Annotated in this window: 13 protein-coding genes and 1 pseudogene; 5 read left to right on the top strand and 9 right to left on the bottom strand. The window is 67.5% G+C overall.

Features of this window, described 5'->3' with window-relative positions; translation table 11 throughout:
* The first annotated feature begins 239 nt into the window (after positions 1-239).
* On the top strand, positions 240-527 hold the full coding sequence (locus ACWEV3_RS40365; RefSeq protein WP_452618964.1) for a helix-turn-helix domain-containing protein: 288 nt from the start codon (positions 240-242) through the stop codon (positions 525-527).
* Here ACWEV3_RS40365 and ACWEV3_RS40360 read toward each other — a convergent pair.
* The 9 genes and pseudogenes from ACWEV3_RS40360 to ACWEV3_RS40320 form a co-directional block, all read right to left on the bottom strand.
* On the bottom strand, positions 460-1,698 hold the full coding sequence (locus ACWEV3_RS40360; protein ID WP_452618961.1) for a tyrosine-type recombinase/integrase: 1,239 nt from the start codon (positions 1,696-1,698) through the stop codon (positions 460-462). The two genes, ACWEV3_RS40365 and ACWEV3_RS40360, sit on opposite strands and share 68 nt — an antisense overlap.
* 125 nt (positions 1,699-1,823) lie before the next feature.
* On the bottom strand, positions 1,824-2,165 hold the full coding sequence (locus tag ACWEV3_RS40355; RefSeq protein WP_452618963.1) for a helix-turn-helix domain-containing protein: 342 nt from the start codon (positions 2,163-2,165) through the stop codon (positions 1,824-1,826).
* 70 nt (positions 2,166-2,235) lie between these two features.
* Positions 2,236-2,664, bottom strand: a complete 429-nt coding sequence (locus tag ACWEV3_RS40350; protein WP_452618960.1) for a deazapurine DNA modification protein DpdA family protein — start codon at positions 2,662-2,664, stop codon at positions 2,236-2,238.
* A 129-nt stretch (positions 2,665-2,793) separates the two neighbouring features.
* On the bottom strand, positions 2,794-3,357 hold the full coding sequence (locus ACWEV3_RS40345; protein ID WP_452618959.1) for a VUT family protein: 564 nt from the start codon (positions 3,355-3,357) through the stop codon (positions 2,794-2,796).
* Positions 3,354-4,205, bottom strand: a complete 852-nt coding sequence (locus tag ACWEV3_RS40340) for a hypothetical protein (RefSeq protein ID WP_452618958.1) — start codon at positions 4,203-4,205, stop codon at positions 3,354-3,356. Before ACWEV3_RS40340 ends, ACWEV3_RS40345 begins: the two co-directional genes overlap by 4 nt.
* A 62-nt stretch (positions 4,206-4,267) precedes the next feature.
* Positions 4,268-4,576, bottom strand: a complete 309-nt coding sequence (locus ACWEV3_RS40335; protein WP_452618965.1) for a hypothetical protein — start codon at positions 4,574-4,576, stop codon at positions 4,268-4,270.
* Positions 4,577-5,119: 543 nt separating this feature from the next.
* Positions 5,120-5,614, bottom strand: a pseudogene (locus ACWEV3_RS40330) (DNA cytosine methyltransferase); the annotation flags it as partial.
* Positions 5,611-6,582: a TRM11 family SAM-dependent methyltransferase gene (locus tag ACWEV3_RS40325; RefSeq protein ID WP_452618957.1), complete on the bottom strand. Its 972-nt coding sequence runs from the start codon at positions 6,580-6,582 to the stop codon at positions 5,611-5,613. The gene ACWEV3_RS40325 and the pseudogene ACWEV3_RS40330, both read right to left, overlap by 4 nt.
* A 20-nt stretch (positions 6,583-6,602) precedes the next feature.
* Positions 6,603-6,992 carry a hypothetical protein gene (locus ACWEV3_RS40320; RefSeq protein WP_452618956.1) on the bottom strand — a complete coding sequence of 130 codons (390 nt, stop codon included), beginning with the start codon at positions 6,990-6,992 and terminating at the stop codon, positions 6,603-6,605.
* 1,427 nt (positions 6,993-8,419) lie between these two features.
* Between ACWEV3_RS40320 and ACWEV3_RS40315 the strand changes: the two genes are divergently transcribed.
* The 4 genes from ACWEV3_RS40315 to ACWEV3_RS40300 all read left to right on the top strand — a co-directional run bounded on the left by ACWEV3_RS40315 (position 8,420) and on the right by ACWEV3_RS40300 (position 12,906).
* Positions 8,420-9,316: a hypothetical protein gene (locus tag ACWEV3_RS40315; protein WP_452618955.1), complete on the top strand. Its 897-nt coding sequence runs from the start codon at positions 8,420-8,422 to the stop codon at positions 9,314-9,316.
* 190 nt (positions 9,317-9,506) lie between these two features.
* Entirely contained in the window at positions 9,507-9,887 is a 381-nt protein-coding gene (locus ACWEV3_RS40310; protein WP_452618962.1) for a pilin, read from the top strand.
* Complete coding sequence (locus ACWEV3_RS40305; protein WP_452618954.1) at positions 9,884-11,926, top strand: hypothetical protein; 2,043 nt, start codon at positions 9,884-9,886, stop codon at positions 11,924-11,926. The genes ACWEV3_RS40310 and ACWEV3_RS40305 overlap by 4 nt, the downstream gene beginning before the upstream one ends.
* A gap of 5 nt (positions 11,927-11,931) precedes the next feature.
* Positions 11,932-12,906 carry a PrgI family protein gene (locus ACWEV3_RS40300; protein ID WP_452618953.1) on the top strand — a complete coding sequence of 325 codons (975 nt, stop codon included), beginning with the start codon at positions 11,932-11,934 and terminating at the stop codon, positions 12,904-12,906.
* Positions 12,907-12,960: the final 54 nt, after the last annotated feature.

Genomic DNA, 12,960 nt, shown 5'->3' with positions numbered 1-12,960 from the left:
GACCCTGCTCCCGGGCCTGGGCCACCATCGCCGCCACGGCCGCCTGTTCCGGCGAAGGCTGCCGTCCTGCCTGTTTCACGTTCCTCTGTGGACTCGCAGCATCCGATGTCATCACTCACAGTGCCCATCCCGCCGGACCCCAGCCCGGCGCGTCAGGCCGAAAACACCGCTCGCGGAACAGTCCCTGGCGGCGTGGGTTCAACGGGTTAGCGCAACACCTCGTCTGCTGCGAGGTGTTCATGATGGGGCGTCCTGCGTTGCCGTTGCAGGTCCGGCGCCGGTTTTGGTCTGTGATGCGGACCGGAGTTGTGCTTGAGGAGGCGGCGGCTGCTGTCGGCGTGTCGAAGACGGTCGCTTGGAGGTGGTTCCGTGAAGCTGGCGGCGTGATATCTGTAACCGCTCCGGCGGACCGTGCCCAGACGCAGTATTCACGGCTGTCTTTTGCCGAGCGTGAGGAGATCAGCTGTCGCCGCGCCGCGGGTGACGGGGTTCGTGCGATCGCCCGCGCATTGGGGAGGTCACCGTAGGTAGGCCGATCAGGGCTAGTTGTCGGGGTGTGAACTGGTCGAGGGCTTGTTTCCAGCGGTCTTGTAGCGCGTTGATGAGGGCTTGTTCAACCTGTTGTGATACGTGGGAGTAGATGTCTTGGATGTCGTCGTCCAGGGCGTGGCCGAGTCGGCGTGCTTGCGCGATTTCAGGGACACCGGCGTCGATCAGCCAGGTTTTGTGGCTGTGGCGTAGTCCGTGGAATGTCAGACCGGGCTTGACGGGGTGGGTGCGGATGCGTGGCTTGACGCGATCGAGGTTACCGTCGGCCGCGGGGCGCATGGCGCGTCGGGAGAAGTTACTTCGTCGGGGATGTTCGCCTTCGGTGGTCACAAACACGTGGGGGTGGGTGTGCATGTTCAAGTGGGAGTGCAGGGGGCTGATGAGGAATGGGGGGAGGGTGATGGTGCGGGCGGATTCAGCGGTTTTGGGTGGGCCTAGGTTGAAGCGGCCGTTGACTTCGTGAAGTGCTCCGTTGTCGGGGTCGATGACGATGGTTCCGTCGTCGAGGTGGGTGTTGTGTCGTTGGAGTCCGGTGAGTTCGCCCCAGCGCGCGCCGGTCCATCCGGCGGTGATGATCAGGAGGCCGGCCCAGGGGCCGATGAGTGCCGCGGCTTGCACGGCGATGCGGAGGACTTGCTCTGGGGTGGCCCAGAGTCGTTCGCGTCGTTTGCTGCGTGAACGTTTGCCGCGTCGTTGTGGGCGGATCGGGTTGGCGGCGATGAGGTTCTCGTCTGTTGCGTCGGCGAGCATCATCGCCAGTATCTTGATCATGGTTTTGGTGGTGGATTCAGAGTAACCGGTGGCTCGTTTTTTCTTGCGCCAGGCGGAGATGGAGATGCCGGTGATGTCGGAGAGCGCGGTGTCGCCCCAGCGGGGCATGATGTGATTGTTGATCAAGCTGAGGTACTGGGCTTCGGTGGTTTCGGCGACGTCGAGCGCGTCCAGCCAGGTTGCGCTCCACTCGGCGAGCGTGATCTTGCCAGCTGCGGGGTCGATCCAGGTTCCCTTGCGTTGTTCGCATTCCATGGTGCTGATGTGGGTCTCAGCGGCGGTTTTGGTTGGGAATCCGGGGATGGAGCCCAGTGTGCCGTCGTCCTTCAGGTAACGGACCCGCCAGGAGCCTTCGCCTCGTTTCTCCGCCCATGCCATAGGTTTCCCCTGTATCTCGTTGCGGTGTATGTTTTGATGGACAGATGGACGCTTCTGCGGGCACAAAGGGCAAGCGGGTGCGCAGCCTGGCGGCGTAGATCTTGATAGGTCCTGCGTGGCAGCGGTCAATTCGCTTTGCGTGGTCGGCCTCGACGCGCGCGAACAGGTTGTGTCCCGTTTTCGACGATGGTGCGGAGGTCCGTGGCGGAGAAACGCAGATGTCGGCCGATGAAGGTGCAAGGGATTGATCGGGTGCCGGCTTTGCGGCGCAGCCATGTTTCCTTCACGGACAAGAGCTCGGCGGCTTCGGTCGGGGTATACAGCGGCAGGCGTACATCGCCGGGAGTGTTAGGGGAAGCATCGGCTGACGTAGGCGCGGTGACGCGGTCGCGGCCGTCCGCACTAGAGGTGTGCGGTAGCGGGCGATGTTGCCGACTGCGCGGCTGTGGCTCTTGAGGTTTGCGCATTCTTATCTGCTGCCGGTATGGAGTGTGGTTGCCGGTTGTGTTTGGATCGGTGTTTGCTGGCATGGTGGACTTACTTTCCGTGCTGCTGCACATCGATTGCGGGGTTGGCTACGGGCGCGAGTGCCTGGGAATGTTCCGTGGCTTGTATCGCCGAGGGCGGCGTACTGCGCCGTCGAGGGGGTCCGGGTGCGGCTGGCAGGGGTCGGCGATCGGCAATTTCCGGTGCGTGTGTGGAGATCCTCGGTTGCCTGTTGTGCTGACTGCTTCGTTGAGCGTGGTGTGTGGGCAGGGATTCCATGAGATGGGCGTGCCGGCTCAAGGCGAAGTGGACGCAGTTGGACTCGCTGCGGTGGCTGGGCGAGCAGCCGGAGACATACCTGCTCCGGAAACTCCAGGCGGCGGAGTCACTGCTGGAGATCGCATCGGCATACCGCCCCAGTCCCAAGACTTTCGCGCCGAAGGCGTGTAGCCGGTACCCGCGAGCGGCCAGCGACCGCATGATCTGCTCGACCTCCGCTGTGTGCTGGCGCTGTTCGGCGTCGGGACCGACGAGGGTGGGCGGCTGCTGCTGTCCGGCCGAGGTCGCGGGCGAGCCAAGAAGGCTGATGCGTGCCGAGGAAGAACCTCATCACCGCACCGCCTTCGTGGCGAGCAGCACCGCGACTGTGAGTGTTGTGGCGACCGTCTTGCCGAGAACCTGACCAGGCACCGCGGTGAAGGAACCGAACGCCAGCGGCACGAACAACGCGCTATCGGTGACTAATCCGATGATGTTCGAGCCCATTACCGCGCCTAGCCGCGACGGGGTACGGAGCCGCGCGTACACGCCTGAATCGACGGCCTCGGATACGACGAACGCGACCACGCTTGCCGAGGCGATCTGAGGGGTGGCCAGCAACCAGGACACCCCTGCCCGAGCAGGATCGTGACGAGTACCGCTCGCCCTCCGAGAGCCTCGTGCAGCAGGTCTCGCAAGGTCGGCGTCACTCCGGCCCACGCCGTGCCCGCTGGCACGGCAATCGACCCTTAGAGCAGGACGCCAGTGGGTGGAGGCCCAGTTCGCGATGACGACCGTTGTGGTGAAGGCGACCAGCACCACGAAACCCAGGCAGCTGTGCCGGTGGGCAGTCGCTTCGGAAGGTTCCCGACGGTTCTGCGGTCTTGTCGCGGGCACGCGATGTTGCGTCGTCATGCCGCACGCTCCCCGGAGACCTGGGTGCCGGAGCGGCAGGACCACGGTGAGCAGCCATCCGGCTCGTCGTCCTCATCGGGGACGGCGACGAGACGGGAATGCCGCGTGGTCATAGCGGGCTGATCGAGGTCGACTTGGTCAAGCGGTCTGCAGGATCGGTGCAGGAAGTACTGCCCATGCAACGGCTGGCCTTGTTCGGTGGCGTGCGGGTAGCCGTTGCGAATGGCCTTGTCGAACTCGACCGCTTCACGCCACCCATCCGGGTCGTGGTCGCGAATCCACCGCCATCCGGCGTTTCCGTGAAAGGGGCACCCCAAGCACGATGATTTCACGGTCTGCCCGAAGCCTTGCGCCGAGAGATAGTCGGCACAGGTGTCGCGGTTCCACCCGAGTTCCAGCAGCGGAAACCTGTTGCGCAGGTAGCGCACGTCGGTGTCCCTGGCTCGATGAACTTCGTCGATGCTGATCCCGCTAGCCTGCTCCGCGTAGACACCGGAGGGCACGCGCCGGGGGTGGGGATAGCCCAGAAGCTGGCGTGCTGCCTTTTTCAGAGGAACGATCTTGTACTCGCTGGTGCACTGCCTCCGGGCGAGGCCTTTCGATCCGTCCGCATTGAGCACGTGCAGCGGCATGGACACAAACCGGTGGCCGGGGTCCAGTGCATCGGTTTTGATGTTCCCGGCTGAGACCGTGCGGACCGGGATGCCGAATCGCCGTGCGTGGGCGCGTATGTGCTTGAGGTTCGCGTAGACCGCGCGCGGGTCCCATCCTGTGTCGGCGAACAGCGCGTAGTCGAATCGCGGGATCGCCCCTTCACAGGCCAGCAACAGCACCGCCGTGCTCTGCACACCGGCGCCTAAGGACAACAGCCGAAGAGCCGGGCCAGGATCGTGGTTCGGGATTCGGTGAGTCATGCGGCCCTCACCTGCCATGCATCGTCGGTGTGATCGTCGGTGAGGGCGGCAAAGTCGCTCAGGAGTAGTGCTATGGCGTGGGCGGCTTGTTGGGGGAGGACGCCGTTGCCGAGTGCGCGGAGTTGGGCGGTGCGGGGTAGGGGGAGGTCGGTGACCCAGCCAGGCAGGAGGCCCATGAGGTGTTCGACGAAGCGTGGTGAGAGGACGGGGCGGCCGTGCTTGCCGGGCTGGGTGGGAAACGGTGTGCGGCGTTTGAGTATTCGTTCCCACCGGTGGATCGCGGTGGCATAGACACCCCAGTCCACTACGTGATCATCAGCTGTGTCCGATGGCTCATCGTTTCTGGTGGTGTCTTCTTCGGTCAGGAGTTGTTGCCAGGGGTGGTGAGGAGACGGATAACTGCTGAGGGCAGCATCAGGTCGCCTTTGGAACCGCGTTGTGCCGGACACCCTTTCGTGCCATCGGTGGCTCGCGGTGTCGGCAACAAGGCCTTGGGGGTCACCAACGGCAGCACCTGCTGCGACAGCGGCGGGCGAAATCCCGTTCCGGCTCGCCGTCCCGATGTCCCGGTGTCCGAGGCTCGCGGGGTCGGGAGAAGCCGTGCCTGGTCGGGCAGTGATGGGCCGCCACGCTGCGTCCGGTGGGTGCAGCTCTTGGCATCCGACGCCGTCGGTGTCGGCAGTAGCCGTAGATGGTCCAGTAGTGAGGGGCCGCCTTGTCTGCTGGCTGCGCTGATTCCGTTGGAGTTTCCGTCGTGCGCGGTGGGTGTGGGCAGCACCGGTGTGGTCGCAGTGGGGCCAGGCGAGGAGGAAGACGCGTTCTCGTCGGTGCGGGGCGCCGATGTCGCTGGCGCGAATGCTTCGCCATGCCGCGTCATACCCTGCTTCGGCCAGGTCTGCGAGTACTCGGTGCAGTCCGCCGTTTTTCCATCGGAGCGCGGCGACGTTTTCCACGACGAGCAGTGGTGGTCGTAGTACGCGAAGACCCGCCATGATGTCGGTCCACAGGCCACTGCGTTCGCCTTTCTCGATGCCTTTGCGCCGCCCGGCGCCAGAGATGTCTTGGCAGGGGAATCCGGCGGTGACCACGTCGACTCGTTCCACCGCACGCCAGTTGATCGTCCGGATGTCTCCGAGGTTGGGAGAGGTGGGCATGCGGTGCGCTAGTAGCTCGGCGATGTGGGGGTCGGGATCGGCGCACCACGCGATGCTGCCTCCGCCGAGCGCGGCGAGGACGCCGAGGTCGAGTCCTCCATAGCCGGTGCACAGTGATCCCACGACCGGCCCCCCGGTGGCCGTGACGGACAACGTCGCCGTGGATGTGGGTACGGGTGGGCTGCTCATGCGACCCAGCCGTCGGGCTCGCCGCCGGCCACCGCTGCGACCCGTTCCCCGATGGAGGTGTCCACGAAGGCCAGAGGGCTGCGCTTCGGGGCTACGGGACTCGAAGACATTGGCGGGCGGCGGAGGATGAGGACGTCTTCGTGGGCGATGGCGCGGGCGGGGATGCCGTGGGCGCGGAGTTTGCGGATGTAGTCGAGTTGGAAGAACGAGGTGCGGGGCACGAGGCGGCCGTCGCGGACTCCGGCGAGCAGCGCGATGCAGCGCTGGATGGGTTCGAGTCCGGCGTTGATGGCGGCGTCGAGGGTGAGGGAGGGGAAGTCGATGAGTTCCCCGTCGTTGCGGAAGGGCCGGGTGGTGACCGCGACGATCCCGCCGGGCCGTAGCAGGGGGAGGGCGGCGGTGAGGATGTCGGTGAAGCCGCGTAGCAGGGTTGGCAGGCTGCGGTGGGCGAGGTTGCTGCGGTCGTGGCTGTAGCGGTAGTCGCGTTTCTGTACCCCGCTCGATGCGGTGGTGATCTGGCCGTGGAGGCTGGCGCCGTAGGGCGGGGAGGTCACCAGCAGCCCGACACACGCGGTGTAGGCGCCGGCGAGGTGAGTGAGGGTCTGGCGGGCGTCGCCGTGCAGAACGTGGGCCGTGCCGGTGGCGCCGGACTGGGCGGCCAGCGCGAGGTTGGCCTGGGCGACGTCGACCCAGCGTTGTTCGTATTCGACGCCGATGGCGTCGCGGCCGCGGTGGACGGCTTCGACGAGGGTGGTGCCGATCCCGCACATCGGATCGAGCACATGGTCGCCGGGCGTGGTGAAGGCGGTGATGGCGTGGGCGGCGATCGCGGGCAGCATCTTGGCGGGGTGGGCGGTGGATTCGGGGATGTAGCGCCCGCGCCGCTGGGTCCGCGCGACCTGCTGGGCGGTGGGCCACACGGTCACCGGCAGCTCGCGCAACGCGCCGCTGCCTTGCGGGGTTGGCATGGATGTTGGGTGGATGTGGTTCATGCCTGGCCTCCGGTCGCCGGGGCACCTTGTGCGAGGAAGATCAGGACATCGGCGTGCGCCGGAACGTGGACTGGGTTGCGCGCCGACACCGGCTCGGCGACCCCGCTGTGCTCGTCAGGGCGGTCGGGGATGAGGACGCGGTCGCCTTCGACGTGGGCGAGCACGGCGATGACGTGCTGCAGGTAGGCCAGGCCGGCGGTTTCCGCGGAGCTGATGATCGCGCCGGTGTGGTTGGCGAACCGCCCGGGACCCGCGGGGTTGGTGGTGATCACGGCGAGTACTCCACCGGGCCGCAGCCACCGCGCCCAGGATGCGTACGGCTCACCGGCCGAGGCCGGTGCCGGTGCGGGAAGCCGGCAGGCCACCACCAGATCCACGGGCCCCATCGGCGGCCTGTGCCCCACACGCTGCTGAGGCATGGAGGTCCGGTGACCGTCTGATGCGGTGTCGCCGGCGGATTCGGCGGGAATCGGCGCGATACGGATGTGCCGGCCGGTCGCGGAGTCGACAGGCGAGGGGTGCGCATTGGTGTCGGTCGATGTGACGACAATGCTGCCTTTCTCGGGAGCGAATTCCTCGATCACGCGACGGGTCAACCGCTGGGAAACACTCCGCGTTTCTCCGGCTGAGGTGTTCGGCTGGGGCCCGCACAGCCAAATCCCCACAGGAACGGGCGCGCTCTGGCCTCGGTTTCCTTTGCTGTTCTTCGGAGGTGCCGGCGGAGCCTTGATCGTGGAGGAATTCCGGGGCATGGGTGTCATGCGTGGTTACTCCGTTATCGGCCTGCGGTGGAAGGTTCTGACACCCTTCTAAAGCGCACCCGGGCCGGTGGATTCACATCACGCTGCCCAAATTTTTTGAACACGACCACGCGCTGGCATCTCTATACCGGTGCGGGCCGCGACTGGAGTGCTGTCCTCAACCCCGCGATCGAAACCACGCTGGTGCCTCGCCCTTCTGGGGGCACCGCGCCCAGAACACGACCGGCGGTTGATGATCAGACACGCGAGGATTGACGGCAGGCCACGTGGTGATGCGTTGCGGATACCGGCACCTCAACCGAAGCGCTTCGCCGGTCCGGGCGGCTGATCATTCGCGCCGTCGCGGGGAGGCTCCGGCCCCTTTCCCGCAAGACGAGCGAGTGGTGCCGCCCTCTCACAACCCCGCTACGTGATCGAGTTCCGCCCCGCATGACGCGTCGAAGACCGAACGGCAGCCCCGCTAGAGGAGCGGGTCCGTTTCCGCAGCGCGCGATGGAGGTGCGGTGCCAGGGGCAGCCTTGAACATCAGCTGCGGTCTCGCGGCCAACCCGAAGCGTCTCAGTGATCCCATTGCATGTCCGCACTACCCGGACAGCTCCCGAACGTCTGGTGGCGGAGGTCATGAGACATGGTCTGGTGGGGCCCATGGCGGGGCCGGACGGAACGCACACCCCCAATGACACGTGTGGCTGTGGCCGGGCAGAGGGGCTGTCGGCTCTGTGGTCACGGGTGTACGGGTGAGGCTCGTGGTTGGCGCTCACGGGTCGGTAAGAGGGTTCCGGCGGGAGAGTCCAGGTCCCGTGCCTGAGCTTTTTCAAGATTTTTCTCGGCAGATCGCTGCTGTGGTTCAGGGATCTTGTTGTCGCCTGCCGGTGTTCTTGCATCGCAGGTCAACCGCACCCTTACGCCCTGCGGCGGCGCCCGGTTTGTCGCTTACGGATGACCAACACCGGCCCTTACACGGTCCTGCTGGTGATCGTGGTGTGAGGGAAGGGTAGGTCGGGTTCGGCGGCATGGAGGGCGTCGTTGTTCGCCCCGGCCGCCGGGTGTTGGTGGCCGGTTCGTGGGAAGGCCGTGCTGCCATGACCGAGCCAGATTTCGCCCTCGTAGAGACCGAGGGGATTGCCCCGGACGCCGCTTCCGAGATGCCGCTGGAGGGCGGCGAGGACGTGGTGTGTGATCTCGATGAGGAGGACGAGCCTCTCCCACCGCTGTCGGTGTTGAACGAGGCGGAGAACGCCTTCCGGTTGCTGTCCACCGGCCCGGAACCCTTGGCGGTCGACGGTGCCGTGCTGGGGCATGGGCTGCCTGCCCGGTTGGTCCCGTTGAGGGAGTTGCGGTCGGTGTTGCTGCATCCGGCGACCTCGCATGCCGCGCGGGAGGCCGCCTGGCGCGTCCTGGTGCGCAAAGCGCAGGAGGACGGGGCGGTGTGGGTGGTGGGCGCGGTGGGAGTGGCGTTGCCGGGCTTGCGCAACATCGCCGGGCAGCTCGCCACCGGCTACGGCGGTGATGTCGCGGAGGTGGATGCGGCGGTGCTGGCCGGGTTCACCGAGCGGATCACAACGATCGATCCGGATGCGGGCATGTTGGCGGCCCGGTTGGTGTGGGCCGCGCAACGCGCGGGCGCGAAGACGCGGGCGGCCGAATGGGACGCCGCCGGTCGCACGGTGCCGTTGCCGGAGTCGATCGAACCGCCGCCGGCGAGCGGGCATCCCGATTTGGTGCTGGCCGAAGCCGTCCGCGACGGACGCCTCACCGCGCGGGAGGCCGCGGTCATCGGGGCGAGCAGGTTGGAAGGCCTGTATTTGCGAGATCTGGCCGGCCCGTTGGGGTTGACGTATCGGCAGATCTGCTACTTGCGGGAAAGGGCCGAACGCAAGCTCGTCGCCTATCTCACTGACGGTGCGGCGGAAAAAATCTCCGCCGCCGAATGTGAATCCGCCGCGTAGGTCTCGCTTTAGAAGGGTGAGGGAAAAGGCAGGGCCGTGTCATCCGTACACGAATCCCTGAGTCGATCGCGATACGCCAATCACATGGCCCTGCTTTTTCTGCCTGCAAAGAGGAGGAGCCCCGTGCATCCACTGCGTCGTCTCTCGGAAAGGCGCGTAGCCACGGGAGTCCTGGAAAGGGGACGTGAGCATGCTGTTGCCGTCACTGCGCCGCCGCGTTCTCTCCACGGCGCTGCGCGCAAGGGTGCGCTGGTGGGTGGTGGTCGTGGTGGTGACCGCGGTGTTCTGGGGCGCGGCGCCAGGGTGGGCGTGGGCCCAGACGTCGATACCGGTACCGCAGGATTTGCATCAGGTCGTGGAGAACCTGCGCGGCTATCTGGTGGGGTTTCTGGCGGGGCTGGCGACGTTGTTCCTCACCATCGGTGGTGTCCGGTATCTGGCGGCGGATGGGGATCCGGGGCAGGTCGAGCGCGCGAAGAAGAGCCTGCGCAACGCCTTGATCGGCTACGGGTTCGCGGTGCTGGCCGGCCCGATCCTCGCGGCCCTGCAACAGGTGGTGGGCACCCCATGACCTACCCCCATCCCATCGCCCCCACGCGGGTGCCGGCGGCCGGTCGCCGCATCACAGCCACCTCGATCCGGAGCCTGGTGTTGGTCGTCCTCGCCGGAGCGGTGGCGCTGATGGTCACCGGCCACGCCCACGCGCAGCCCCCGCCAACTCCACCACCGCTGCCGCTGCCGACCGGCCAGGCCCCGGTGCCGGGGGAGTTGCCGGGGCAGCGCCCGGCCGAACCGTGGACCGTCCCGCTGCTGCCGCCGTCGGAGGTGCCGGTGGTGCCGCCGGGACCGGATGATCCGTTGCCGCCGGGCTGGGTGAAACCCGAGCCCGTCGACCCCGAGTGCGCCGGCTGGCAGATCGGCTGCGAGCTCATCGATGCGATCCATCAATGGTTCGTCGACCTGGCCGCCGACGCGACCATGCCGAGCCTGGACATGGTCAGCGACTCCCTGCTGCAGGTGCCCGAGCTGACCACAGTCGAGCAGGTGAGGGACCTGTGGGAGATCAACCGGTGGATCGCCAACACGGTGTTCGTGTTGTTCATCGTCGCCGGCGGCATCGTGATCGCCTCCCACGAGACACTGCAAACCCGCTTCTCCGCGAGGGAGGTGCTGCCGCGGATCGTGACCGGGTTCGTCGCGGTCAACGCCAACCTGCCGGTGATCGGGCAGTCGATCACCGCGACCAACACGCTGGTGAAGGCCGTGTTGGGCGAGAAGACGATGGGCGGGGTCGCCACCCACATCAAGACCACCATCGAGGGCTCGCTGCGGCAGGACGCCCTGTTCGCGGTCGGGGTGGCGCTGTTCGTGCTGGTCCTGATCATTGTTCTGGTCGCCGGGTATGTGGTACGGGTGGCGTTGACGATCATCGTGGTGGCCGCCGGGCCCCTGGCGCTGGCCTGCCACGCCTCCCCGTATTCCGAGGGCATCGCGAAGTTGTGGTGGCGGATGCTGCTGGTGGTCTTGGCCATCCCACTGCTGCAGTCCCTCACCCTCGTCGTCTTCGTTGATCTGTTTTTCGGGCCGTCGCACCCGGACATGCTGCATGTCGGCGGATCGCTGATGGGCCTGTTGGTGAGCGTCGTGTTGTTCGGGATCATGATCAAGATCCCGAAGTGGTTGCGGCAGCAGGTCGGGCTCGGTGGCCGGTCGGCGATCGCCTCGATCGTGAAGGTCGCGCTGCTGGCCAAAGGCCTCAGCCTGCTCACCGGCGGACGGCTCGGCCGCGCCGGCCTCCACCGCGGCGCGGCGGCGTCCCGGCGGTCCGGGGCGGGCAAGGCGGGGATGTCGTGGTCGGATGTGTTCGGCACCCCGGAGTGGTTCCGCACCCGGCTGACCGACACCCCCGACGACCCGGAACCGGGTGGGTTCCGGCGGTGGCAGCAACCCCACCTGCAGCGGTGGACTGAGAAGCGAGCGCGCGTGGCGGGGCAGGCGCGAGAGGCCGCGATTCGGGCCTGGTCGAAGCCACAGGCGACCGTCCCCCGCCGGACCTCCAGCACCCCTGAACGCCTCTCCACACCCGCCCAGCGGCAAGGGTCGACTCCGTCGCGGATATCGCGGACACCACAGCGGATGTCCACCCCGGCGACCTCCACCGCGGTCACCCCGCCGCGCGGGTCTGCGCCACCACCGCCGACGGCGTTCACCCCACCCTCGGCCGCGATCACCCCAGACGCCCTGGGAAAGACTCCGGCAGCGGCGCAGCCCGCCCCGCCACTGGAACACACCCAGCGCCGACGGGGCCGACGCACGTCGAGTCCGGATGCCGCTGCCTACATCCCGCCCCGTATCTCCAGCCCCACACCGCCCATGGCCATGCGGCCGACCCGGATTTCCAGCACACCGCCGAGCGGCGGGATCCCGGAGCGGATCTCAGGAGAACCACCGCGAATCTCCCAGACGCCGAAACCCACCGGGACGGTCCGTCCGGCCGAGAGCATGCTCGATTCGCCGACCCACCGCGTCCGTCGCCGCGCCACCCGCCGGGCGGATCAGGCGATGCCGCCGGCGCAGTCGAAATCCCAGTCACGTAAGCGAAAGGAGTAATGGTGATGGCCTCAGAGGATGAGCCGGTGATGCGGGCGCGGGTGCCGGCGGATGTGGAACGCCCGGATGAGATCGTTTTCGGCCTCACCGCCCGCCACACTGCCCTGCTCGCGGCGGTAGCGGTCGGTCTGTGGCTGGCCTACCTGGCCACCCGCCCGTTCCTGCCCTTCGGCGCGTTTGTGGCGGTCGCGGTGCCGGTGGCGGGGGTGGCGTTCGCGGTCGTGGCGGCTCGCCGCGACGGGCTCAGCCTCGACCGGCTGCTGGCCGCGGCATGGCGGCACTATCGCGCCCCGAAGCGCCTCGCCCCCGGCGGCGAGCCTGTGCGGGAGGTGCCGGGATGGGTCGGCGCGGATCCGGGTCGATTGCCGGCGCCGCTGCGCCTGCCCGCCCACGCCATCGGTGGTGATGGGGTGGTGGACCTCGGCGCGCAGGGTGCGTGCCGGTTGGTGGCGTGTTCCACGGTCAATTTCAGTCTCCGTACCCCGGGGGAGCAGACCGCGTTGATCGGCGGGTTCGCCCGCTGGCTGCACTCCCTGACCGGCCCGGTCCAGATCCTCGTCCGCGCCGACCGGGTGGACCTCGACCCGCTGATCGACACCCTCGAAACCGGAGCGGGTGGGCTGCCGCATCCGGCGCTGGAGGACGCCTGCCACGCCCACGCCACGTTCCTGGCCGGGCTGGCCGCGTCGCGGGATCTGCTGCGCCGCCGCGTCACGCTCGTCCTGCACGATCCCACGCCCGCGGCGAAAGCGGGCACCGGGCTGGCCCGGCGAGCGGTCGAGGCCACCCGCGGACTGGCAGCCAGCGAGATCACCGTCGCTCCCCTCGATCACGCCGGAGCCCACGCCGTGGTCGCGGCCGCCGCCGACCCCCACGGCCAGCCCACCACACAACGCCACACCACCACCGGTGAGCCGGTCACGGCGACCAGTGGCCTCACCACCGCGCTCACCGACGCCAGCCGACCGCGGGAGGAATAAAACCATGAGCCGGTTCATACTCCCTGACCTTGCACGGAAACTCCTGCCCACCAA

The sequence above is a fragment of the Saccharopolyspora sp. NPDC003752 genome (assembly GCF_053605825.1).
Note: the sequence above shows the minus strand (reverse complement) of the source record. Positions and strands in the feature narration are given on the sequence as shown.